16 protein-coding genes are annotated in these 23,872 nt (G+C 59.0%); 11 read left to right on the top strand and 5 right to left on the bottom strand.

The genetic code is table 11. The annotated features are described in order from the left end of the window. Position 1: 1 nt before the first annotated feature. Positions 2–2,350 (bottom strand): M1 family metallopeptidase, encoded by a 2,349-nt coding sequence (locus AC3RLQ_RS16895; RefSeq protein ID WP_493029853.1) that lies wholly within the window; start codon positions 2,348–2,350, stop codon positions 2–4. 121 nt (positions 2,351–2,471) lie between these two features. On the opposite strand from AC3RLQ_RS16895, the gene AC3RLQ_RS16890 reads away from it, so the two are divergent. The 6 genes from AC3RLQ_RS16890 (at position 2,472) to AC3RLQ_RS16865 (ending at position 8,224) form a co-directional block, all read left to right on the top strand. Continuing rightward, positions 2,472–3,482 (top strand): sugar phosphate isomerase/epimerase family protein, encoded by a 1,011-nt coding sequence (locus AC3RLQ_RS16890; protein ID WP_493029852.1) that lies wholly within the window; start codon positions 2,472–2,474, stop codon positions 3,480–3,482. After that, on the top strand, positions 3,479–4,231 hold the full coding sequence (locus tag AC3RLQ_RS16885; RefSeq protein ID WP_493029851.1) for a TSUP family transporter: 753 nt from the start codon (positions 3,479–3,481) through the stop codon (positions 4,229–4,231). The genes AC3RLQ_RS16890 and AC3RLQ_RS16885 overlap by 4 nt, the downstream gene beginning before the upstream one ends. A gap of 81 nt (positions 4,232–4,312) precedes the next feature. Next, positions 4,313–5,482, top strand: a complete 1,170-nt coding sequence (locus tag AC3RLQ_RS16880) for a M29 family metallopeptidase (protein ID WP_493029850.1) — start codon at positions 4,313–4,315, stop codon at positions 5,480–5,482. A gap of 82 nt (positions 5,483–5,564) precedes the next feature. After that, on the top strand, positions 5,565–6,308 hold the full coding sequence (locus AC3RLQ_RS16875; protein ID WP_493029849.1) for a putative 4-mercaptohistidine N1-methyltransferase: 744 nt from the start codon (positions 5,565–5,567) through the stop codon (positions 6,306–6,308). 48 nt (positions 6,309–6,356) lie between these two features. Continuing rightward, a complete protein-coding gene (locus AC3RLQ_RS16870; protein ID WP_493029848.1) occupies positions 6,357–7,541 on the top strand; it encodes an FG-GAP repeat domain-containing protein in 1,185 nt (394 codons plus the stop codon). 134 nt (positions 7,542–7,675) lie between these two features. Then, on the top strand, positions 7,676–8,224 hold the full coding sequence (locus AC3RLQ_RS16865) for a L,D-transpeptidase (RefSeq protein ID WP_493029847.1): 549 nt from the start codon (positions 7,676–7,678) through the stop codon (positions 8,222–8,224). 38 nt (positions 8,225–8,262) lie between these two features. Here the strand turns inward: AC3RLQ_RS16865 and AC3RLQ_RS16860 are convergent, their stop codons facing one another. Together AC3RLQ_RS16860 and asnB are read right to left on the bottom strand one after the other, a co-directional pair. Then, positions 8,263–9,456, bottom strand: a complete 1,194-nt coding sequence (locus tag AC3RLQ_RS16860; RefSeq protein ID WP_493029846.1) for a glycosyltransferase family 4 protein — start codon at positions 9,454–9,456, stop codon at positions 8,263–8,265. Further along, positions 9,453–11,357 carry an asparagine synthase (glutamine-hydrolyzing) gene (gene asnB, locus AC3RLQ_RS16855; protein ID WP_493029845.1) on the bottom strand — a complete coding sequence of 635 codons (1,905 nt, stop codon included), beginning with the start codon at positions 11,355–11,357 and terminating at the stop codon, positions 9,453–9,455. The genes AC3RLQ_RS16860 and asnB overlap by 4 nt, the downstream gene beginning before the upstream one ends. A 124-nt stretch (positions 11,358–11,481) precedes the next feature. Here asnB and AC3RLQ_RS16850 point away from each other — a divergent pair, with 124 nt between their 5' ends. From AC3RLQ_RS16850 to AC3RLQ_RS16830, 5 genes are all read left to right on the top strand, one after another. Then, positions 11,482–12,807, top strand: coding sequence for a hypothetical protein (locus tag AC3RLQ_RS16850; protein WP_493029844.1), 1,326 nt, complete (start codon positions 11,482–11,484; stop codon positions 12,805–12,807). A gap of 248 nt (positions 12,808–13,055) precedes the next feature. Then, complete coding sequence (gene carB / locus AC3RLQ_RS16845) at positions 13,056–16,334, top strand: carbamoyl-phosphate synthase large subunit (RefSeq protein WP_493029843.1); 3,279 nt, start codon at positions 13,056–13,058, stop codon at positions 16,332–16,334. 293 nt (positions 16,335–16,627) lie between these two features. After that, positions 16,628–18,112: a hypothetical protein gene (locus tag AC3RLQ_RS16840; protein WP_493029842.1), complete on the top strand. Its 1,485-nt coding sequence runs from the start codon at positions 16,628–16,630 to the stop codon at positions 18,110–18,112. Between the two features lie 101 nt (positions 18,113–18,213). After that, positions 18,214–18,591, top strand: a complete 378-nt coding sequence (locus AC3RLQ_RS16835; RefSeq protein WP_493029841.1) for a hypothetical protein — start codon at positions 18,214–18,216, stop codon at positions 18,589–18,591. A 246-nt stretch (positions 18,592–18,837) separates the two neighbouring features. Next, positions 18,838–21,354, top strand: a complete 2,517-nt coding sequence (locus AC3RLQ_RS16830) for a DUF7133 domain-containing protein (RefSeq protein ID WP_493029840.1) — start codon at positions 18,838–18,840, stop codon at positions 21,352–21,354. A gap of 123 nt (positions 21,355–21,477) precedes the next feature. Here the strand turns inward: AC3RLQ_RS16830 and AC3RLQ_RS16825 are convergent, their stop codons facing one another. Next, complete coding sequence (locus tag AC3RLQ_RS16825; protein WP_493029839.1) at positions 21,478–22,857, bottom strand: IS4 family transposase; 1,380 nt, start codon at positions 22,855–22,857, stop codon at positions 21,478–21,480. Positions 22,858–22,917: 60 nt separating this feature from the next. Further along, a complete protein-coding gene (locus AC3RLQ_RS16820; RefSeq protein WP_493029838.1) occupies positions 22,918–23,796 on the bottom strand; it encodes a sugar phosphate isomerase/epimerase family protein in 879 nt (292 codons plus the stop codon). Positions 23,797–23,872 lie beyond the last annotated feature (76 nt).

The raw sequence follows: 23,872 nt of genomic DNA, 5'->3' as shown, positions 1-23,872 counted from the left end.
TTTAGTTCTTTTTAGGCTCGTCCTTTTTATCTTCCTTCTCGTCTTTCTCCGGCTTGGTGAGTTCGCGCATCGGATTGGCGGGCTTGTCGTCCTTGTAGAGCTGGAATTTGCTTTTCACGGGGCGGCGAGGCCAGAAGTTGTTTTCGATGTCGGTGTCCACGAGTTCCTGGCGGGGATCGAAGGTGACGGATTTCAGTTCCTTCTTGGTGAAGAGGAGCTTGGCGGATTTCTCGGTGTTGAAGCGCCAGATTTCGGCGGGGAGCTTGAGTTCTTCGCTGCTGCCGTCGGTGTAGTCGACTTTCAAAATCACCGGGGTGACGAGGCCGCCGACGTTGCTGAATTCAATGAGGTAGAAGTTGTGCTTGGTTTGCAGCAGTGCGGGATCGATCTTCTCCTCCTTGAGTTCCTTGATGAGGGATTCGAACTTCTTCTTTTCGCTCGGGAGTACGGTGGCCTTGTCATAGCTGTCGTAGAAGTCCTTGAGTTCGGGGTAGCGGTCGATGCGCTTGGAGAGCGAGTAGTTGCGTTCGCGGGTGAGGGTTTTGGGCAGTTCGTCCTCCTCCTTTTTCTTCTTGGGCTTTTCAATGGCGGGATCCCGTGAGTCGAGCTGCAGCCACTTCACTTCATCGATGGAGACATCGACATGATCGGTGCTGTAAAACCAGCCGCGCCAGAACCAGTCGAGATCGACGCCGCTGGCTTCCTCCATGGTGCGGAAGAAGTCGGCGGGAGTGGGGCGTTTGAACATCCAGCGCTTGGCATAGGTCTTGAAGGCGTGATCGAAGGCTTCGCGGCCGAGGATGTGCTCGCGCAGGATGTTCAGTGCCACGGTGGGCTGGCCGTAGGCATTGGGGCCGAGATCGGCGATGGATTCCGAGTTGGTCATCACCGGCGCGCGATCCTTGAGGCGCATGTAATCCGTCATGCCGCGTTCGTTGCGGCGGTGCTTCCAGTCGTTCTCCCATTCTTCTTCGGTGAGGAATTCGACGAAGGAGTTCAGGCCCTCGTCCATCCAGGTCCACTGGCGTTCGTCGCTGTTGACGATCATGGGGAAGTAGTTGTGACCGACTTCATGGATCACCACTCCGATGAGGGCGTACTTGGTCTTTTCGGGATAGGTGCCGTCCTTTTCAGGGCGCGGGCCGTTGAAGCAGATCATTGGGTATTCCATGCCGCCGATGGGACCATTGACCGACCACGCGACGGGATAAGGGTATTCGAAGGTGTAGCGTGAATAGACCTGGATGGTGTGTGCGATGGCGTGCGTGGAATACTTGTCCCACAGGGGCATGCCTTCCTTGGGGTAGAGCGACATGGCCATCACGGGCTTGCCGTTCACCTTGGCGCCTTCGACGGCCATCGCATCCCAGATGAATTTGCGTGACGAGGCGAAGGCGAAATCACGGACATTGTCCGCCTGGAAGATCCAGGTCTTCTTGCCTTTGGGCTTGGATTTTTCCGCAGCTTTGGCCTCGTCCGGTGTGACGATGAAAAGGGGCTTTGTCTTTTCGCTTTCGGCCTGCTTCAGGCGGTCGCGCTGGGCTTTCGTCAAGACGGCGTCTGGATTTTGCAGTGTGCCTGTGGCGGCCACTAGGTGGTCATCCGGGACGGTGAGGCGCACGGTGTAGTTGCCGAACTCGAGGGTGAACTCGCCGGTGCCGAGGAACTGTTTGTTGATCCAGCCCGCATAGTCTGTGTAGGCCGCCATGCGTGGGAACCACTGCGCGATGGTGTAGATGGTGTTGCCGTCTTCTTTGAAGAATTCGTAACCGGTGCGGGCATTGATGCGTTCGCAGTCATTGATCGGGTAGCTCCAGGCGATCTTGAAGACGAAGTCGGCTCCGCCAGCCAGAGGTTCGTTCAAGTCGAGGCGCAGCATGGTTTTCACCACGGCATGGGGCAGGGGATTGCCCTTGGCATCGGTGAGCTTGCTGATCTTCATCTCGCCATCGTAGTCTTCGTAGGCCAGAAGGCGGTCAAGTGCGGAGTAAGTGATTTTGGACGGATCAATGCCGCGCTTGGTATTCGGCACGGCACGCGAGTCTGCGGTGTGCGAAAGGAAATTCTGATCGAGCTGCACCCAAAGATAGGTCAGGGGATCCGGGGAGGCATTGTGATAGGTCACGGTGGCCTCTCCGGTGATGGTGCGTTTCACATCGTCCAGTTCGACGCTGATGTCATAGTCGGCGCGGTTTTGCCAGTAGGCTGTGCCGGGAGCGCCGGAAGCATTGCGCTGCGCTGAAGGCGTGGGGATCGTGGGATCAAGCTGCTGAAACTTGCCGACCGGTGCGCCGGACTCGGCAGCGGAAAGGGTGAGGGCGGCGAAAAAGACAAGAATGAGCAGTTTCATGAGAAGGGCGATTCTCCAAATGGCGGAGCCAAAGGCAAGCGCATCCTGCCCACTAGATCTTGCGAGGCGTGGCGAGTTTCTTCCACTTGCCTTCGTTTCCTGCTTCTGATTGCATCAGCCTATGAATTCATCCGCAGACACTCTTTCCCGTCGTGACGCACTCAAAGCCACCATCGCCTCCGTGGGACTCAGCGCCCTGGCCTTTGAGCCTGTTCGCGCAGCCCCTGCCGCAGCACCGGACGCGCGGCGTGGAGCGGTGAAAAAGTACAAGATGCTGAAGTCCATCAACCAGTGGGCCTTTCCGTATCCGGAGCGCATGACGCTGCGCGAGTGCATGCAACTGGCCAAAGACGCGGGATTCGATGGCATCGAGCTGAACTATGACCTCGACAATGATCTCTCGCCCAAGCATGGCACGGCGGATTATGTGAAGATCCGCAAGATGGCGGACGAGATCGGCATTCAGATCAGCGGGCTGTGCTCATTCCTGTTCTGGCCGTATCCGCTGACGAGCAATGATCCTGCGAAGCGGTCGCAGGGCATGGAGCTTGCCGGGAAGATCGCCCAATGTGCGCATGATCTGGGCGTGGAGAATGTTCTCGTCGTTCCGGGTGCGGTGCACATTCCATGGCGCACGGATCATGAACCGGTGGCGAATGATGTGTGCGACCAACGTGCGCGTGAGGCCGTGGGGCAGCTTGCGAAGCAGGCGGAGAAGCTGAAGGTCTGTCTCAACATCGAGAACATCTTCTTCAACGGCTACCTCATGACGCCGATGGAGATGAACGCCTTTGTGGACAGCTTTGGCAGCGAGCACGTGCGCGTGCATTTTGACACGGGAAACATCAGCATGTTTCAGTTTCCCGAGCACTGGGCCAAGGTGCTGGGCAAGCGCACGAAGAACGTGCACCTGAAGGAGTTCACCAAAAAGGGCACCGACTTCAGCCTCGAAACTTTCCGTCCGCTGCTCGATGGCACCACTAACTGGCCTGCGGTGACGGATGCGCTCGCAGACACCGGATATGAAGGATTTCTGACCTTCGAATACTTCCATCCGTATGCCCACTATCCGGAGGCGCTGATCTACCAGACCTCGGATTCGCTGGACCGCATCCTAGGCCGCAAAGCATGAGCTGGGAAACGATCGCGCTGCTTTTTTTTGCCGGGCTCAGTGCCGGATTTATTGATGCCATTGCCGGCGGCGGCGGTTTGATTTCCGTGCCGGCATTGCTGTGGGCGGGACTGCCACCGCAGGTGGCGCTGGGGACGAACAAGATGCAGTCCACCTGGGGTACGCTGATGGCAGTGCGGAAGTATGCGAAGGCGGGGTTCATTTCCTGGCAGCAGGTGCGGCTGACGGTGCTCATCACCTTTGTCTCCGCCATGACTGGAGCATGGGTCGTGATGCTGATCCGCAACGCAGTGCTGAAAATGATCGTGCCATGGATGCTGCTGTGCATCGCGGTGTATGTCCTGCTCAGTCCGGGGCTGGGGCGCACCGCCGCGAAGGCGCGGCTGAGTCTTGGTGCTTTTGCATGTCTTGCAGGAAGTGTTCTCGGATTTTATGACGGCTTCTTCGGTCCTGGCACCGGCACCTTCTGGACGATGGCCTGCATCTCCTTGCTGGGGCTGGAACTGACGCGTGCCACCGCCTTCACAAAAGTGGTGAACCTGGCCAGCAACATGGCCTCGTTGATCATCTTCGTCGTTGGTGGGCGAGTGAATTACGAAATTGCGGGCGTGATGATCGCCGGGCAGCTCATTGGCGGGCGGCTGGGGGCTGGTATGGCGATCCGTCATGGGGCGCCGTTTATCCGCATCATCTTCATCACCGTGGTGCTGGCGATGGTGGCGAAGTTGCTGTGGGATCAGTTTGGCTGATGGCGCGCAATTCAATGAATCCACCTAAAAGTGCAGGGCGTATTTGCCTGACACTCTCCCATGCCTATGATCGCTGCTCCCATGTCAACCGTTCAAACCACTGCCCAAGGACGTCAGTTTCCCAAATTCGATCTCTCACGCCTGCTCGGCACCGTGTTCAAGCCCACTTTCGGGCGCAAGATCTGCATCCTCATCGATCTGCCAGATCTTGCTGAAGCCAAGGATTATGCGTTTTTGAATAATCCTGAACGCCCCATTCAAAAACGGGCGCATGATCACTTTTATCTGGGGCTGAAAAACGGTGTGGCCGAAGAGCTGGCGCTGAAGGGCGGCGAAATGTTTGCCTACAAGCAGACCACCGGCAGCAATCTCGATCTGCCTGATCTCTGCGTGGATATGAGCGGCAATGAACTGAGTCTGGAGAAGGACGTTTATCCGAACTACGACATCATTCTCTGCATCTCGACTTTCTCCGCCACTGCGCCGCTGACGGCGTTTGCGAAGCAGTATGGCTTCCGTGGTGCGACGCTTCATGGCGTGAACGATGTCATCCTCAATTCCGGCCTCGCTGTCGATTATGAAATGGTGAGCATCGATGCCGAAAAGCTGCGCAAGGCGATGACTCGTGCGGATGCCGTGGAAATCGATTTCACCGTGGAGAACGGACCCGACATGACGGTGCGTCTTGAACTGAACCGTCAGGAAGCGCAGAAGAGCCACGGGCTCTGCCAGGGCGATACGCCAGACATCGCGAATCTGCCGGCCGGTGAAGTTTACTTCGTGCCGACAGGGGCGGAAGGAACCTTCCCGCTGAAGTATGAGGACGGCACGCTAGGCAAGCTGACCGTCACGGGCGGTTGCATCATCAAGGCGGAGCTCATCGCGGGCAACCAGAGCACGATTGATGCGCACAATGCCAAGCTGGCCGATGATCCCATGACGGGTGTGCTTGGAGAACTTGGTTTTGGCACGCAGGTGCTGCCGGTTTCGGGCGCAGACATCCAGGATGAAAAGGTGCTGGGTACCTGCCATCTGGCCACGGGTCGTGACGATCATCTGGGCGGACACATCACCCCTGCGCAGTTCAAGCGCCATCAGAACGCCACGCATGATGACATCCTCTTCGCGCCACACAAGACGCCGAACTTTGACATCAAGCAGACTCGCATGTTCCGCGATGGCGTGGTCACGGTTTTGAATGAGCACTTCCAGCCTTCGAAATATTTGCTGGAAGCCCTGGCTGCCGAGTAATTTAGGCGTCCAGCCCTGATCAATCCAAGGCTGGAAGCCTCTGTCCGTTGTCAGGCTGGAAGCCTGACCTCCATCCATATTCATGAACATTTACGAAACCCGTCGCCTGCTCGACGAATACCTGCTCTTTCATTATGGCCAGCCTGCGGAGGTGCTGCCATGGGAGAGCGGGCCGCGTGAGGCGCTGGGATTTCCGGTGCGCACGGTGATGGAGCTGATCGATCTGCCGCGCACGCCTTGTGAAGCTGTGGCGCTGGATCTCGGCTGTGCGGTTGGGCGGTCGAGTTTTGAGCTGGCGAATTTCGGTGTCAGCGTGCTCGGTATTGATTATTCGCAGAGTTTTGTGGATGCAGCGGCGGCGCTGGCCCGCGATGGCAGCATGAGCTATGAGCGAGTGGATGAAGGCAGTGCCAAAACGCCGCTGGTGGCACGCGTGCCAGAGAATCTGCGGCGTGATCGCGTGCGCTTTGAGCAAGGGGATGCGATGAATCTGCGTAGCGACCTTGGCGACTACGACATTGTGCATGCGGCAAATTTGCTGTGCCGCCTGACCGATCCGCTGAAGTTGATCGAGCGTCTGCCAGAGCTTGTGCGCCCGGGAGGGCAGCTGCTGCTGACAACGCCCTGCACCTGGCTGGAAGACTTCACACCACGTGGGAACTGGCCGCAGGGCTCGACGCGGGAGTGGCTCACATCCCTGCTGGAGCCGCACTTTGATCTCGCCAAGACCTGCGACATGCCGTTTCTGATCCGCGAGCATGCGCGGAAGTATCAGTGGAGCGTGGCGCTGGGGATGAGGTGGCGGCGGAAAGTCGAGGATGCGTGAGTTTGTGAGATTGATTCCCGCCTGCGTTTACGTCTAGGCTGGGTGATCATGAAAAACGCGTTGTTATTTGCCTCCCTCCTTGCCGCCTCTGTGCAGGCGCAGACTCCGAATTTTAAAGAACAGCAGATCGATGATGCTGTGGGCATCGGCTACGGACTCGCAGTGGCGGATGTGAATGGCGACGGGCGCACCGACATCCTGCTGGCGGACAGCAATGTGATCGTCTGGTATGAGAACCCGACGTGGAAGAAGCATATCATCGCTGAAAAACTGACGGAGAAGGATCACGTGTGCATCGCGGCACGTGACATCAATGGCGATGGCAAGTGCGAGATCGCCGTGGGGGCCGGGTGGAATCCGGGCGACACGGTGGGAAGCGGAGCCGTGTTTTATTTGATCCCGCCGACGGATCGCACGCAGAAATGGGAGCCGGTGAAACTGGCGCATGAGCCGACCACGCACCGCATGAAGTGGGTGCGCAATCGTGCCGGACGCTTTGACCTCGTGGTGGTGCCGCTGCATGGCCGCGGCAACGACAAGAATGGTGAAGGAGCCGGCGTGCGCGTGCTGGCCTACCACATGCCGGATGATCCGCACAAGGAGTGGAACACCACGCTGGTGCAGGGGACGATGCACAAGACGCACAATCTCGACATCATTCCCGCACCGGGCGCGGAGGCTGAAAGTCTGCTGCTGTGTGGACGCGAAGGCGTGGTGCGGCTGGATCAATCTGACAACGGGTGGAAGGAGCACTGGATCTCAAAGCATCCGAAAGACTCCACTGATCTCCTTGGGGCGGGTGAAGTGCGCTATGGAGCATTTGCGGGCGGGCAGCCGTATGTCACGACGATCGAGCCGATGCATGGGGACAAGCTGGTGATTTACACACCGAAGCCGGAAGGACCCAAAAACGGGGAGTGGCAGCGCCATGTGATCAGCGATCAACTCGTCGATGGTCATGCCATCGCCACGTATGACCTGCTTGGCCTGAACAATCGTCAGATCGTCGTCGGCTGGCGTGCGCAGCAGAAGGTTGGCAAGGTGGCGGTGAAGTTGTTCTGGACGACGAAAGAGGATGGCAACGGCTGGCAGGAGGCTTTCATCGATGATGGAGGCATGGCCTGTGAAGATGCCGTTTGCGCTGACTTGGATGGCGATCGCGATTTGGAGATCATCGCTGCAGGCCGTCGCAGCAAGAATATCAAGATTTACTGGAATCAGCGAAACCAGTGAAAATTTAAACTGGCTTCTAGCTCAAGCTCATGGGTTGCATATGCATGCTATGTGCTCCTAGAATTGTGATCGCTATGAGAGTCACTCGTCTTTTCATTTCTGCCGCCTGCGCACTGCTCCTGAGCCAGTGTGCCATGCCGGAGTTTTCCTTGTTCTCTTCGCGCATTGAAATGGTTCGTCGGCCCATGACGATCATGCCGCCGCTGGCATCCCAACCGGTCATGTATGTGTGGCATGGCAGCAGCAAGCCTGGCCCGCTGAGTGTGAACATCGATCTCAGCGAACAGAAGGCTTATCTTTTTAAAGGCGGTGAAAACGTCGGGTGGACCTACGTCGCCACCGGGCGCAGCGGATTTGCTTCGCCCACCGGTACGTTTCGCATCATGGAAAAGATCGTGGACAAGCGTTCGAACCGTTACGGCGTCATTGTGGACAGCAACGGCGATGTGGTGAACAGCAACGCCACCGCGGGTGTTTCGCGCATTCCACCGGGCGGACGTTTCGTGGGTGCCAGGATGCCCTACTGGATGCGGATCACGGGTTATGGTGTTGGGCTGCATGCAGGCGCGATTCCCAATCCTGGGTCCCCGGCTTCGCACGGGTGCATCCGCCTGCCGCGCGACATGGCCGAGACGATCTACCAGCACGCGCCTGTCGGCGCGCGGGTGACGATCATGCAGTGAGGATTGGCCAGGCCGTTTACGATTATTGGCCGGCGCAGTTAGCTTTTCACTGCTTCGGCCAGGATCTCTTCAAAGCGCTGCAACCAAGTCTGCGGACTGGCTTCCCGAAGCAGCCACTGACGCCCTGCGCTGCCAATGACGAGACGCTCTGTAGCAGGTGTGGCCTCCATGGCCAGCACATCCTGAACGATGCCATGAACACTACCCGGCTCATGGTGCAAGCCAGTGACGCCATGCTGTACGATCTCGCTCAAACCGCCTGATTTAGCGGCGAGCACCGGTTTGCGATAATCATACGCTTCATAGACCACGAGGCCGAGAGGCTCCCACCATGTGGAAGGCACGATCACCGCGCGGCAGCGCCGCAGCGCCTCGCGTTTGGTTTCCCCGCCCGTGTGGCCGAGCTGGCCGATGTAGGGATTGGTGCGGACGCGCTGCTGCACGGCATCGCTGAGCGGACCTTCACCGGCGATGTGCAGCAAGGGGGTCTTTTTGCCAAGCTGCGCACGCAATTCGTCCCAGGCATCCAGCAGTGGAATGACGCCTTTGGTTTCGACCAGACGTCCAAGGAAGAGGTAGTAGCCCGCATCTTCCGCCACAGGGGGCTGAGGCATTGCATCCCAGGCATGACGCAGGGTGTGAACCCGCGCCTCAGGCAGTGAACCTGAACTGACCAGTTTCTGCCGCATGAAATCTGAAATGGCGATCCACGCCTTCACACTCTTCAACCAGCCGCTGCGGTGAAGGGCCTTCAGCATGACCGCGAAGAGGGCGCTCTTCACCACCGACCCCTGCCACGCACCCGAGAAAACCTCTTTCCAGTAGCTGCCGTAGAGTGCGTCCTGCACAATCTTGCCGTCCGCCTGCAGAGTCCCGCCGACTGAAAACGGGCGGTAATTATGCAGATACTGCACCACGGGAAGACGACGCTCCAGAGCGGCATGGTACAACGATGGAGAGCCGACCGGAAAGATGTTGTGAAACAAGGCAACACCCGCGCCACTGGCATCCAAGGCCGCCTCAAACTGCGCGCGCGAATCCTTGTTGTAAAAGAGCCGCTTTGCCTGCGCGGCAGCTCCTGGAGCGCCTTCGCCTCTCCAGTCCGCGCTGTCGAAGAAGCACCGCGACATGGCATGCTGAGCGCTCAGGTGCTGGAAGATGCGGTCCACGCTCATCTCTTCGCCGCCAGGGGAAAGGTAGCGGTTGAACACCTGTAAAATACCCGGTGTCATTGGTGATCCCTCATTTCGTCGTAGTGTCGTCGCGCCCATTCCTCCAGCACGTATAGCATCCAAACGCGCTGACTCAACGGCCATGCTGCGGTGGAGTTCAGGCTGCCGCTGAAATATTTTTCACAAATCTCCCTCTTCTGCTCCTCATCCACCCAGCCGCGGTCACGGCAGCGCTGGGAGTCCAGCGTATCGCGGATGCGCTCCTGCCATTTGGGCAGCCGCATCCATTTCATCAGCGGGAGAGTGAAGGTTTTCTTCTGGCGGTCATCATAAATCTGCGGTGGCAGGAGGCTGCGGAAGGCCTCGCGCAGCACGCGCTTGCCGCCCCGTGTGTCCAGTTTGCACTCCGGCGGCAGCCTGCCCGCCAGCGCAAAGATCTCCTTGTCCACCAGTGGCACACGCAATTCCAGCGAGTGAGCCATGCTCATCGCGTCATTGTCACGCAGCAGGGTGTTGGCCAGATAGGTCTCCGTTTCACGCAGCAGCAGTTCGTGCAGCCACGAGTCTTGGGACTGCGGTTCGGATACCGGGGGAGATGGCATTTTGAACTCTCCATGCAGAAGTCGTGCCACTTGTTCAGGCGGCATGATGGTGCGGCCAAAGGACTGCCATTCGCGCACGTTGCGTCCGGCACCGCCCATGGCGTAAAAAAGCATCTTCCATGCCTTATGTCCTCGCGCGGCCTGCGGCAGCATTGCATCCAATCCACGCACCCAACTGCCTGCGGCAAGCAGCGGCGACTTCGCCGCCACGGCGATGAGGCGGTGGTAATTGTAGCCTGCCCACCATTCGTCGGCACCCAGTCCGCTGAGCGTCACCTTGACCTCTTTGGAAGCCAGCCGCGACACCAGCCAGGTGTTCAGCGCATCGCCCGTCGGCTGGTCCATTTGATCAAAATAGCCATCCAGACTCGACTCCAGCGAAGCAGCCGTGAGTCGTTCACGGACGAAATCGCAGCCGAAATACTCCGCCGTGCGCCGTGCGGCATCACTCTCGTCCGGCACCCCCGCGTTTTCTTCGTAGCCGATGGAAAACGTTTTGATGTGCTTTTGGCCCGCCTCGCGCATGCAGGCCACCAGAAGGGTTGAATCCAGCCCACCGCTCAAGAAGACGCCCACCGGCACATCGGCAATCAGGTGGGCCTTCACGCTTTCCAGCACGCCCTCACGCACCATGCGGCGCTGCTCTACCGGGTCATGCACCCAAGACTCGCGCCCGGGCCAGGCAGGCTGAAACCAGCGTCTCACCTCGGCCTTGCCACCACGCCATGTGAGCAGGTGACCCGGGGGCAGGCAGCGCAGGTCATCAAACATGGTTTCCGGACTTTGCACCGCGCCCCGCTGAAAATACTGCGCCAGGGCAACACGAGAAACCTGGCCGCCACCGCCGAGTTTGCGCACGGCACGCAGTTCAGAGCCGTAAATCAGCTCTCCATCAGCACTTATGCGATAATACAGCGGTTTGATGCCAAAGTGATCCCGCGCTAGCACCACCGATCCCGCTTCCGCATCCCGCCAGGCGATGGCAAACATGCCGCGCAAGCCCGCCAGCACCTTCTCAACTGGCGCACGTTCCAGCAGGGCCCCGAGCACTGCCGTGTCTCCTGAGGATGGCAGTTTTACTTCGCCGAGGCCGGCGCGCAGTTCGCGGAAATTGTAAATTTCGCCGTTGAAGGTGAGCGTGAATCTTCCGCCCCCAAACGACATGGGCTGCCGGCCGTGATCGCTCAAATCCAAAATCGAAAGCCGCTGGAAGCCCATCCACCAGTCTGCACCTTCCGCCTCTGCGCTGTCATCCGGACCACGATGCACGATCATCTGCAGAGCCAGCCTGCGCAGGGCGCGCTCGTCTTCACGCCAAGGCGTGTTTGGCGAACGAAACCAACCGAGAAAACCGCACATGATAAGTCGAAATTAAAAAAGTGGCCAAATCCTATGATCGAGTCACGCTCACCATGACACCATTTTACTGGTTTCAAACAGGAAGCATTTGCACCATCAACATCCGGCATTGTATAAATCTAACATGAACTTCCGTCCTTCCCGGATCATTCTGGCCATGTGCTGCACGATCGCGCACACTCAACTGGCAGTGGCCGAGGACGCAGCTCCCCGGCCGTGGAAAGACACGCAGGGTCGGATCATCCAAGCCACTCTGGTCAGCAGCAACGCCGACAGCGTCACCTTGAAATTGGCGGACGGCAAAGAGCACCAGTTGCCTCTCACCCGCCTGTGTGCCGAAGATCAGGCCTTTGTGAAGAGTTTGGCTGCGCCAGCTCCATCCACCGCGCAGGGGACAACGCCTGCCGTGACTGCTCTCTCTTTGAACCGGGTTCCCATCGAGAAACGCACGTGGCCTGAAAACGTCGTGGTTCCGACGAAGTCCATTGAAATTCAGGTAATTGAGGAGAATGTGGCGGCGCGAAAGTGCGTGTACCGGTCTGAGGGATTTGAATTCACCGCGCAGGCCAAACTCATGCCCAGCGTGATGAAAGAAGTGGCGCGGACTTTTGAGGCCACGAAGACACTCGTCTCGTCAATGCCCTGGGGTGTGGTCTGCCGTCCACCTGAGGGTTTCGAACGCTATCAGGCCGAGCTGTTTGAGACACGGAAGGATTACATCGCCGCCGGTGGGCCTGAAAACTCCGGTGGTGTTTACATGAGCGGGGACAAGATCTTTCGTGTGCCGTTTCCCAGCATCGGCCTCAAGCTGCTGGGCAAGACCTACGCCAAGGACGAGAACTACGACGGGGGCACCCTGATCCATGAGATCACCCATCAGGTGATGGACGCCTACCTGACCTTCCTGCCCGTGTGGGTGATCGAGGGCACGGCTGAATACACGGAAATGCTGCCCTACAACGCCGGCAAATTCCGCGCTGACGCCCACCAGAAAGGACTGAAAGACCACATTCAGGAGATGCAGAAGCGTGGGTATGCCATCGAGATTGGCAATCTGGAAGAACATCTGAAGATGAACCGTGGCACCTGGTCTGGCATTGCCAACACCACCAATCGCAAGATGGGGGAGCTCTACTTCCGCTCCGTGCTGGCGGTGTACTTCTTCTGCCATCTGGATGGCGACAAGAAAGGCACGCGGTTCATCAAGTTCATGGACGCCGTCTATGGCGAGACCGAAGCTCTGCGCACCTTTTTCAAAGACCCCCGCGTCAAGCATCTTGAAGGCGGCCGCTTCAGCTACCCGACGAACTTTCCGCCGCCAGACATGAAGTCCGAGACCGCGCCGTTCAAGCATCTGGACCTGCTCATTGATGGGAGAAGTTATTCACAGATCGCGAAGGAGATGACCGAGGCTTACAAGGATATCGGGGTCAAAATCTCAGTGAATTGAGCTGAGGAGCCGAAAACCGGCAAAACAGCCCCTTCTTGGGCGCGATTTCACGTCTTTTCCACCCCCTGCGTTTGACGCACCGCATCGACTGTGCAAGATGCCGCGCTTTCCGGCCCCGCGATGCCGTTGCACTGGCCTGCCAGCCAGTGGTTCCTTCGCCCTGAAAGCGCCCAAATCATACGCTTTCTCCCTCCCAACCTGCCGCACTCGTCGTCCGCACCCGGATTTCGTCATTTCTTCCCTCCCCCATGCCCAAAGACACCACCATCCATCGCATCCTCGTCATCGGTTCCGGCCCCATCGTCATCGGCCAGGGCTGTGAATTTGACTATTCCGGCGTCCAGGCCTGCAAGGCCCTGCGCGAAGAAGGATATGAAGTGGTGCTCATCAACTCGAATCCGGCCACGATCATGACGGATCCGGAGTTCGCCTTCCGCACCTACATCGAGCCCATCACGCCCGAGATGGTGGAGAAGATCATCATCAAGGAAAAGCCGGATGTGCTGCTGCCCACGCTGGGCGGCCAGACCGCGCTGAACTGCGCCATGTCCCTGCACCGTGCAGGCACGCTGGACAAGCATGGAGTGCGCATGATCGGTGCGAAGCCGGACGCCATCGAGAAGGGCGAGGACCGTCTGCTGTTCAAGAACGCCATGCTCAAGATCGGGCTCGACCTGCCGCAGTCCGGCGTGGCACACACGATTGAAGAGGCCCGCGCCATCGCTGAGCAGATCGGCACCATGCCGCTCATCATCCGCCCTGCCTACACGCTGGGCGGCACCGGCGGCGGCATCGCCTACAACAAGGAAGAATTTGAAACCATCACGGCCAGCGGTTTGGATCTCTCGCCTGTGACGGAAGTGCTGATCGAGGAATCGCTTCTCGGCTGGAAGGAGTTCGAAATGGAGGTCATGCGCGACAAGGCGGACAACTGCGTGATCATTTGCTCCATCGAAAACTTGGACCCCATGGGCGTGCACACGGGTGACTCGATCACCGTGGCTCCCATCCAGACGCTGACGGATCGCGAGTATCAGATCATGCGCGATTTCTCGTTTGCTTGCATCCGCGAGATCGGCGTGGAGACAGGGGGCTCGAACATCCAGTTCGCTGTGCACCCGGACACGGGCCGCATGATCGTCATTGAGATGAATCCGCGCGTCAGCCGCAGCTCCGCGCTCGCCTCGAAGGCCACCGGTTTCCCCATCGCGAAGATCGCTGCGAAGCTCGCAGTTGGCTACACGCTGGATGAACTGAAGAACGACATCACCCGCGAGACACCGGCTTCGTTTGAGCCGTCCATCGACTACGTGGTGACCAAGTTGCCGCGCTTCACCTTCGAAAAATTCCCCGGTGCCAACGAAACGCTGACCACGCAGATGAAGTCCGTGGGCGAGGCCATGGCCATCGGCCGCACGTTCAAGGAGTCTCTGCAGAAGGCGCTGCGCAGTCTGGAGATCAAGCGTTTCGGCTTGATCGGCGACGGTGCGGACAAGGAAGTGGATGACGAGACGCTGACCTCAAAGCTTACGGTGCCGAATGCGGAACGCATCTTCTTCCTGGGCCAGGCCTTCGCGAAGGGCTGGAGCGTGGATCGTGTGTTTGAGCTGACGAAGATTGACCGGTGGTTCTTGAGGCAGATTGAGGACATCGTGAAGGAAGACTTGCTCATCCCCAGCCAGTCTGGCGAAGCATTGATCGCCCAGATTCCTGAAGCTGAACGCACGGAGGGAAAGAAGGCGGAAGTGCTCGCCGCAGCGATGCGCAAATGGAAGCGCATGGGTTTCTCTGACAAGCAGATCGCCCACTCCTTTGGTGTGGATGAGAAGTACATTCGTGCCGGTCGCATCAAGTATGGAGTCGTTCCCACCTACCGCCTTGTGGACACCTGCGCGGCGGAGTTCGAAGCTTACACGCCCTACTACTACAGCACCTACGGCATCGAGGACGAAGTGCGGGACAACGACCGCAAGAAGGTCATGATTCTGGGTGGCGGGCCAAACCGCATCGGGCAGGGGATTGAGTTCGACTACTGCTGCGTGCATGCGTCCTTCGCCCTGCGCGAGCTTGGCTTTGAGACGATCATGGTGAACTCGAATCCCGAGACCGTCTCGACCGACTACGACACCAGCGACAAGCTCTACTTTGAGCCGCTGACGCTGGAGGATGTGCTGAACATCTACGAGCGCGAAAACCGCCACGATCAGGTGCTCGGTGTCATCGTGCAGTTCGGTGGCCAGACGCCGCTGAATCTTGCCAAGGGACTCGAAGAAAATGGTGTCCGCATCATCGGCACCTCGCCGAAGAACATTGAGCTCGCGGAAGACCGCAAGATGTTCGCCAAGCTGCTCGACGATCTCGGTTTGCACCAGGCCCCGAGCGGCACTGCCACCTCGCTGGAGGAGGCCCTGGCCATCACTGCGAAGATTGGTTACCCCAGCCTTGTGCGCCCCAGCTTCGTGCTCGGCGGTCGTGCCATGCAGATCGTTTACAGCGATGCCGAACTGACTCACTACATGAAGAACGCCGTCGAGGCCACGCCGGACCGCCCCGTGCTGGTGGATCGCTTCCTCGAAGACGCCACCGAAGTCGATGTCGATTGCATCAGCGACGGTGAGACCACCGTCATCGGTGCCATCATGGAGCACATCGAAGAGGCGGGCATTCACTCCGGAGACAGCGCCTGCGTCATCCCGCCCTTCAGCCTCAGCAAGGAGATGCAGGACCGCATTCGCGATGCCGCGAAGAAGCTGGCCAAGGCCCTTGGCGTGCGCGGTTTGATGAACATGCAGCTCGCCGTGAAGGGCGATGATTTGTATGTCATCGAAGTGAACCCGCGTGCCTCCCGCACCGCGCCTTTCGTCAGCAAGGCCATCGGCGTGCCGCTGCCAAAACTTGCCGCCAAGATCATGGCGGGTATGACGCTCAAAGAACTCGGCTTCACCGAGGAAGTGATTCCGAAGCATCACAGCGTCAAGGAAGCCGTCTTCCCCTTCAGCAAGTTCGCCGGCGTGGACATCATCCTCGGCCCGGAAATGAAGAGCACCGGCGAAGTCATGGGCATCGACTACGATCTCGGCATGGCCTTCGCCAAGAGCCAGATGGCCGCGGGAGGCACCCTGCCCACGAAGGGCAATGTCTTCATCAGCGTCAAGGAAACCGACCGCCCCAACGTTGTGAAAATTGCCAAGGGCTACGCCGACCTCGGCTTCACCCTTTATGCCACCAGCGGCACCGGCGGCGTCATCAAGGAAGCTGGCATTGCGGTGAACATCCTCCCCAAACTCGCCAGCGGCCAGCGCCCGAACGTCATCGACCTGATGAAGAACAAGGACATGGCCCTCGTCATCAATACCCCGAGCGGCAAAAATCCCCGCGAGGATGAGATCAAAATCCGCACTGCTTCCATGCAGAACCGCATTCCGATCATGACCACGCTGCGCGGTGCTGATGCCGCGCTGCGGGCGATCAAGTCGCTGCAGGGCACCGAGGTGCAGGTGCGGGCGCTGCAGGAGTATCATCAATAATCCTGCCGGGTCTCATTTGATGGCTCTCTAAAGCGCGGACGAAAGTCCGCGCTTTTTTCGTTTCTGGCCGGCACCGCCATTTGGAGTTCTGAAACTTCGATGCTCATCCTCTGGCCGGGAGCCAAATGCCTGAGGTGACGCATTCATCGTGTTGGAGTCAAAAGCGCCACAAAATGATAAAGAAAAGGCTCGCGCCTTAGATTGACATCGTGCGGCTAAATTTCTTATAAACATCAATCGCGAATTCCATCAATCACAACGCTGCCCAAGATCATCTTAACGAACGACCAAGGATGGCTGACATCCAATCTCTGCATGGTCTCGTTCATTGGCAATGGTGGCCCCTGCTTTTGATCGCGTTGATGGGGCTATTGTCTTATTTCCCCATGGTGCAGGCTTATGTATGGGCCATCGATGACTATCCTTTGTCGCAGATGGCCCGGGTGGGAGGCGTGGAATATTTGGGCAATGCCTTTCAAGAAAGAGGCATCTGGCGCCTTCTCCAGCATGGCCTGGTCGGATGGATCCTGAATTGGGGGCCGTGGCTGCCAGGGCTTCTCGCCATCTGCTTGCATATATTGACGTGCCAGTTTTTCTATCTGGCTTTCCGCCGTGTGTGCGGGCATCAAGATGGCGTGCTGGTGCTGGCAGTCATCGCGGCTTGTTCGCCTTTTGGATTCCAGGCGATCATCTGGACGTCTGCCTTGCCCTATGTTCTGAGTTCACTGATTTTTTGGGTGTCCCTCTGGATGTTTTTGCGAATCCATTTCATTCCAAACTGGGCCTGGTTGATCTGGGGACCGATTTTTGCAGCCTCTTTGCCGGTTCATGAACACCTGCTCTTTGTTCTGGCCTTTGTGGCGGTCGCTGCATGGCTGATGAATCCACAGCCAAACTCGTGGCGGACTTGGTTGAAACCGTCCATGCGCTGGGTGCCGCCGCTAACGGCATGCGTGTATCTTGCTGGCTACGTCCTGTTCAAACCGCAGGACCATCTCCTATATATGGAGCCTCATTTTCACTGGCCGGCTTTGCTCAGTCCGCTGGGCAATCTCTGGCAGTGGCTGGACATTTGGGCTCCTGTCTTCAGCCCGTCTCTCTGGCAGATAGCCGCCAGTGAATGGCCTTTGGGATGGCTGGGTTTGGGCCTTTGCCTCTTGGGAGGAGTTGCCGCCTTGTGGATGAGTCCTGCGGCTCCGCAACGGTTCAAGGAGATCGACAAAAGGCATGGCAAAAGGGTGATGATGACCATGGTGATCTTGTTCTTGCTGGCCAGTTTGATCTATGTGCCAGCCGGAGGATTTTCTCTGGACTCACGGAAGCGGTACCCCTTGTTTTTGTTTCTGCTCGGCGGCGGGGGTATGGCCGTTTTGACATTAGGGAGGGGAGTCATACTGGGTTGGCCACATTGGCAGAAAAGGGCTGTTATGAGCTTGTTGGTGACGGCTCTGATGCTGGGGTGCTGGCTGCATGCCGGCTTGTGGAGAGCAGAGGCACGGGCGACGCGTCTGTTGTCGGATTTTCTGGCTGCAAATCCAAGTTATCACCAAGTGTATGCCAGCAAATTGGTGGACCCCGCAAAGCTTTCTCCTGCGACATTGCGTCTTCATGGCCAGCCTTGGATTTTAACCCTGTATGTCAGCCAGCCCTTTGCGATGGACCATCCCGGACAGGCACAACCTGTCATCAAAGATGTTCCCAGCCCTGGCATTCCTTCAATAAGCTATGACTACAGGCGTCGGGAGTGGACAGCCTTGCCTTCTTCCGTTGTTCCCTGAGGCGGGCTCAATTTTTTGCAGCTCATGGGCCTGGAATTTTTTGGAGCAGCTCAGTTTAACAATGGATAGATGACGGAGTGAACCTGCATTATGGAACGGACATGAACGACCATCCTCTTCAAGCCCTTCGCAACCAGCTCCTCAGTCTGCACAAGCTGCTCATGAACTCAGAACGGTCTGCGTATGAGAAAGAAGGGAATGTCATCGAGTCACCGATGCAGTTTCTGCAACTGCTCATGGAGCATGAGCGCTTTGCGTGGCTGAGACAGCTCTCGCAATTGGTGGTGATGATGGATGAGGCGATGGAGGAAAAGCCGCCAATCACGAAGGAGCGGAAGGATGTGCTGGTGGCTGAGGCGCGGCATTTGCTCATGGGCTCGGAGGAGCCGGGGAGTTTTGCGGTGCGTTATGCCAAGGCCCGCGAGCATGCTCCCGCAGCCGCCGTCGCACATGCGGAGATCTGCAAGAGTTTGGGATAGTCAGGCTGGTGCCATGCGGCGGATGAAGGGAACGCGGATTGGCTTCGCCTGTCTCGCAAGCTCGGCTCTTTGTCCGCACTCCCCTCGATCAGCTCTGCCACGCTTCTTTCATCTGCTGAAACATGCAGTTCTTCAATCCAGGCAAAGACATCGTTAACCCTCCAGATGCACTGCGATTGGCTTACGGTGCTGAAGATCACAGGGTGCATGGCCGTATGGCAATGGAAGCCCCGTTCGCAGCCACCCATGAATTTCACACGCATCCCTCTCTCCCGGTTCCTCGCTCTGTCTGTCTTGTTTTTTGTCTCAACGGTCTACGCCCAAAATGAGGACGTAATGGCGAAGGTGCCGCCCTCGCTGGTGCCGGCGGAGCTTGTTCCGGACACGCGGGCTTTGTCTGCGGATGAGGAATTGAAAACCTTCCAGGTGGCACCGGGCTACCGGGTGGAACTGGCAGCCAGTGAGCCGCTGGTGGGGGATCCGATCTTTGCGCAGTTTGGTCCGGATGGGCGGCTCTGGGTGGTGGAGATGCTCGGGTACATGCCGGACATCCAGGGCAATCATGAGGATGAGCCGGTGGGCCGGATCGTGATTCTCAAGGACACCGATGGCGACGGGCGCTTCGATCAAAGCAAGGTCTTCCTCGATCAACTCATCATGCCCCGCACGGTCCTGCCGATTGGCGAAGGCGCGCTGGTGGGCGCACCGCCGATGCTGTGGTATTGCCCGGACAAGAATGGCGATGACAAGGCGGATGAGAAGATCGAGGTGGCGAAGGATGCTGGGGCACAAACCATCCCTGGCCGCCCCGAACTGGCGAACCCGGAACATGGCGCGAACTCGCCGCTTTGGGCGCTGGACAACTGGATCTACTTTGCGGAATACGCGGCGCGTTTTCGCTGGCGTGGCGCGGGCGCTTTCGAACGCAGCCTTTCATCCATGCGCGGACAGTATGGGCTCAGTCAGGATGACTTTGGCCGTCTCTTTTACAACTTCAACTCCGGCCACTTGCAGGGCGACATGTGGCCCTCTCATTACCGTCTGCGCAATCCGCACTATGAGAGGTCAGGAGGCCGTATCAGCCCGCCGGTGAACCAGGCCGTGTGGCCTATCCGTGTGACCCCCGGCACGAACCGCGCCTACATTCCTGAGAACATGGCGGGTCACAAACTGAAGAACTTTACCGCCGCGTGCTCGCCCTGGATTTACCGGGGCGATCTATTCCCGGCGGATGCTCTTGGCAATGCCTTCGCCTGCGAGCCGGCTCTGCATCTCGTGAAGCGAGACATTGTCACCCTTGAAAAAGGCAGGCTCGTGGCGCGTGAAGCCTACCATCAGCGTGAGTTTCTTGCGTCCACGGATGAGCGCTTTCGTCCTGTCAGCATGACCACGGGACCCGATGGAGCGCTTTACGTGGTCGATTTTTACCGGGGCATCATCCAGCACCGCATCTCCCTCAGTCCCTATCTGGAAAAGTATATCCAGGAGCACGATCTGGTGAATCCACGCGGCCTGGGAAGGATCTGGCGCATCGTTCCTGAAAATGCCAGGACACGTCCTGCGCCCAATCTGGCGAAGCTTGGCAATGCAGAGCTTGTCCCCATCCTCGCTCACACCAATTCCTGGCACCGGGAAACCGCCCAGCGCCTGCTTGTCGAGCGTGCGGATGCAGGGGTTGTCCCCGCACTGGAAGCTCTCACGCACAGCGATGCCGCTCTCGGCCGCATGCATGCCTTGTGGACGCTCGATGGCATGGGCAAGACCACCTGGCCGGTGATCGAGGCAGCGCTCGCTGACGTCGATGCCCGCGTGCGCAACAGTGCCGTGCGCATCGCTGAAGTTTTTCTGGCCGGGGAAGGGCGCGCCGCTGTGGTGACCAGGCTCATCGCCCTCTCCGCCACCGAACCGGATTCGCAGGTGCAGACTCAAATTGCCCTGACGCTTGGCGATTGCCAGGACTCAGCGGCCGATCTGGCCATGGCTGCGATGGCCAGCCGCGTGCCCGACCACCCCTATCTGACCGACGCCATCCTCAGCGGGGTCAAAGGCCGCGAGCTGGAACTGCTGGAGCATTGCCTTGCCACTGGAAGCGGCAAGACTCTGGTCCCAAGCCTGGCGGGCTGTGTGGCCAGCGAACGCAATCCAGCCCGTGTCTCACGGCTCCTGGCGCTCGCGGAAAAGGCTGATGCCACGCCTCGCAAAACGCTGCTGGCTGGCTTCACCGCCAATGCGGCGGACTTCACACGCCGGAAGGTGAAGCTCGAAGCCAGACCTGCTTTTCTCGACACTCCAGGCACCGAAAAGGTGGCGGACATGCTGACCTGGCCGGGCAAGCCTGCGCCCGCAGGGTTCAAGCCGCCGCGCCCGCTGACGGCTGATGAGCAGAGCCGTTTTGAGATGGGCAAGGCGCTTTACTCCGGCATCTGCGCGGGCTGCCATCAGCCAAGTGGTTCAGGCCTTGATGGCATCGCCCCACCGCTGATTGATTCCGAATGGGTCAATGGCTCGCCCGACCGGCTCAGCCGCATCGTCCTCCACGGCGTGCGCGGCTACATCACGGTCAAAAAGAGGCGTTACCAGCTCGACATGCCTCCGCTGGGCGCTTTGGGCGATGAACCTCTGGCGGCCATTCTCACTTATCTCCGGCGTGAGTGGGAGCATGGTGAGGAGCCCATCTCACCGGACTTTCTCAAAGCGGTCCGCGAAAAGGAAGCGCGACGCACCGATTCCTGGACGGAACAGGAGCTGCTCAAGATTCCGTGACCGAGAGTCTCGCCGCTTTGCACCTTTCGGCGTTCTCCAAAACAATAGGCCCCGGAGCCGCATCAAGCAGCTCCGGGGCCGTGACTTGCTGAAAGGAGCAAGGCTCGCTTAAGCCCAATGCCGTTAAGCAATGTTGACGACTTGATATAGAGGGGCAGCGGTGATGGAAGTAGGTGAGGTCATGCGCGGCCAGTCCTTCACGGACTGGCGCACCTTGCGCTGACAACTTCTGGCACGTCTTGGAGGCAGCGCATATGCGGCGATTTGAGCCCGCACCCGCCGCACTAGCTCGGCTTGCGAGGACTGGTCCATCAACCCCTGCGCCGAGCTGAGCACCAGCCACAACGCCTGGGTGTGCTCAAGACAGATGCTCAGGCTGATGCGCATCACTCCGGCGGCCTGCACCTCGCCCCCGGCTTGTGCGGCCGCCGCCAGGCGTTCTTCTGCAACCAGTGTGCAGGCCATGAGCAACGCAGCGATCTCCTGCTGTGCCGTCTCCGGCGTATGGCTTTGCAGCAGTCCGTTGCGCGCCACCTGCAGCTTGAGCTCACGGTAGAACACCTCCTGCTCCCAGCGCCGTGCATAAAGTTCGAGAACCTTCTGCGCCCCGGCCTGCTCCACGCTCAGGCTGGTCCACAGCCGCACCTCCACCCACTTGTTTTGCATGCGGCTCCACACGCGTCCGCGCACTTCGCGCACCACCAGCGTTTTGAGCACCCGGCGCCACTTGACCTTGTCACACAGGCGCACCTCCACCATGGCAGAGCCGTCGTCCAGCGGCATGCGCACCGCGGCGGCGAGCTTGTCTTTGACCCGCACCAGATAGTGTTGCGCCCTGGCCGTGTCGCATTGCTGCTGCAGCGTGTCGAGCACCGATGCATACCCGTAGAGGCGGTCAAGGATCAGCAGGCAGTGCTGCGGCAGAGCCTGCAGCAGCGGCAGGCTCAGTGCCTGCTCGCTCTCCCCATCAAGCCCCAGCGTGGCGTGCAGCGGCGCATGGGTGCCCAGCTCCACGAGCGCGGACATGCGGATGTGGGCGAAGGCGGCGCTGCCGCTGCGCGTCTGCATCTTGGTGATGCGTTCAAGCTGCTGTGCAGTGTTGGTCACGTTCCAGCGTGTGCCGTCGATGCCGAGGAGCCGCAGCCCCGCAAAAAAGCAGCTCTCATGCAGCTGCGCATCAGCCAGCGGCCGCAAGGTCTCGCGCATGATGAGCAGGAAGATGTCCCCGCCAAGCTGCTGGCGGCGCTGGCTGAGGGCGGAGTCACTGAGAGTCATGCCGAAAAAATGGCGCAGACATTGGGAGAAGCGACCGGCAAAAGGCAGCGTGTGCGCGATGAGGCCAACGATGATCTGCCAGGTGAAAATCTTGCGGCGGGGCCCCTGGTGGCGTTCCAGGTCGGCAGTCTCAAGTTCATCCCTGCTCCATTGCAGCAGCCTGAGAATGCGGCTGACGAGATCAACGGGCTGGTCGTGGGCAACAATAGCATGGCATGGCGGGGGCATCCCATGTCAGTTAACCATGAAACAACAATGTACAGTAATTATAGCTTAACGGCATTGCGCTTAAGCCAGTGCCTCTTTGCAATACTGCACGCACTTCTTCACCTCAGCGATGGCGTCAGACCCTTCGGGGATCTTGTATTCCAGCTCGATCTCGGCGGGGAAGGTCCACTTTTCCTTTTTCATCAGCTGCAGCACTTCCTTGATCGGGGTCTGGCCCTGGCCCCATGGCACGTTACCGCCGTCGGCAGTGCGGTCCTTGAGGTGGAGGTTCGTGATACGGTCGTGATACTTCTCCAGAACAGGGATGGGTGACTTGCCCTTCGTGCCGGCGACGTAGTGGCCGATGTCCACGTTCAGCCCGATGTACTGGCCGAGTTCCAGGATGGAGTCGAACTTGTCCATCTCTGGCAGGTTGTTGGTGTGGTTGTGAAAACCGACCCAGATCTTGTGCTTGTCCGCAAACGGGGCCACGCGCGCGGCGAGGATGGCATTGCGCTCAGTGGTCACGGCGGTGCAGCCCAGGGCCTTTGCCACAAGGAAATTGAACTCGATCTCCTCATCCGACTGGCCAAAGCCCATCTTGTGGATGTGGATGTTCACGCCGGCGTCGTTGTACATTTTCCGCATTTCGGCGCACTTGGCCAGCTGTTGCTCACGCTCGGTGTCGGTGATCTTGCCGCCTTTGAGGCCAGCGAAAAGCTGGGTCGGTCCGCCCATGAGCTCGGTCTCGCTGAGGCCGTCATCGAGCAGCGCCTTGAGCGTCTCCTCGGCGGTCTTCGCCATGCTGCGGTAGCTGTAAGTGATGCAGCCGATGCGCACGCCGTTGAAGACAGAGTTCGGCTTCTCAGCGGCAGAGGCGAAGCGAGGAAGCGTGAAACCGGTGGCGGCGGCGACTGCGGTGCCAAGGAAGGAGCGGCGGGAAAGCGGGTTTGATTTCATGGGAAGGTTGGATGGAGGCGGGGAGTGGAGAGTGGCAGAGCGGGGGGCTGGCCGACTGCCGAGTCCAGTGACGCAT

The organism is Prosthecobacter sp. GW821-HT29F12, from assembly GCF_058803405.1.
Note: the sequence above shows the minus strand (reverse complement) of the source record. Positions and strands in the feature narration are given on the sequence as shown.

What these genes read in the sequence shown, in the direction of transcription:
- asnB (WP_493029845.1), bottom strand. Translation starts at nt 11,357, where the DNA reads ATGTGCGGTTTTCTCGGTTGGTTTCGTTCGCCAAACACGCCTTGGCGT.
- AC3RLQ_RS16870 (WP_493029848.1), top strand. Translation starts at nt 6,357, where the DNA reads ATGAAAAACGCGTTGTTATTTGCCTCCCTCCTTGCCGCCTCTGTGCAG.
- AC3RLQ_RS16895 (WP_493029853.1), bottom strand. Translation starts at nt 2,350, where the DNA reads ATGAAACTGCTCATTCTTGTCTTTTTCGCCGCCCTCACCCTTTCCGCT.
- AC3RLQ_RS16825 (WP_493029839.1), bottom strand. Translation starts at nt 22,857, where the DNA reads ATGCCCCCGCCATGCCATGCTATTGTTGCCCACGACCAGCCCGTTGAT.
- AC3RLQ_RS16865 (WP_493029847.1), top strand. Translation starts at nt 7,676, where the DNA reads ATGCCGGAGTTTTCCTTGTTCTCTTCGCGCATTGAAATGGTTCGTCGG.
- AC3RLQ_RS16885 (WP_493029851.1), top strand. Translation starts at nt 3,479, where the DNA reads ATGAGCTGGGAAACGATCGCGCTGCTTTTTTTTGCCGGGCTCAGTGCC.
- AC3RLQ_RS16835 (WP_493029841.1), top strand. Translation starts at nt 18,214, where the DNA reads ATGAACGACCATCCTCTTCAAGCCCTTCGCAACCAGCTCCTCAGTCTG.
- AC3RLQ_RS16860 (WP_493029846.1), bottom strand. Translation starts at nt 9,456, where the DNA reads ATGACACCGGGTATTTTACAGGTGTTCAACCGCTACCTTTCCCCTGGC.
- AC3RLQ_RS16830 (WP_493029840.1), top strand. Translation starts at nt 18,838, where the DNA reads ATGAATTTCACACGCATCCCTCTCTCCCGGTTCCTCGCTCTGTCTGTC.
- AC3RLQ_RS16840 (WP_493029842.1), top strand. Translation starts at nt 16,628, where the DNA reads ATGGCTGACATCCAATCTCTGCATGGTCTCGTTCATTGGCAATGGTGG.
- AC3RLQ_RS16890 (WP_493029852.1), top strand. Translation starts at nt 2,472, where the DNA reads ATGAATTCATCCGCAGACACTCTTTCCCGTCGTGACGCACTCAAAGCC.
- AC3RLQ_RS16875 (WP_493029849.1), top strand. Translation starts at nt 5,565, where the DNA reads ATGAACATTTACGAAACCCGTCGCCTGCTCGACGAATACCTGCTCTTT.
- AC3RLQ_RS16850 (WP_493029844.1), top strand. Translation starts at nt 11,482, where the DNA reads ATGAACTTCCGTCCTTCCCGGATCATTCTGGCCATGTGCTGCACGATC.
- AC3RLQ_RS16880 (WP_493029850.1), top strand. Translation starts at nt 4,313, where the DNA reads ATGTCAACCGTTCAAACCACTGCCCAAGGACGTCAGTTTCCCAAATTC.
- carB (WP_493029843.1), top strand. Translation starts at nt 13,056, where the DNA reads ATGCCCAAAGACACCACCATCCATCGCATCCTCGTCATCGGTTCCGGC.
- AC3RLQ_RS16820 (WP_493029838.1), bottom strand. Translation starts at nt 23,796, where the DNA reads ATGAAATCAAACCCGCTTTCCCGCCGCTCCTTCCTTGGCACCGCAGTC.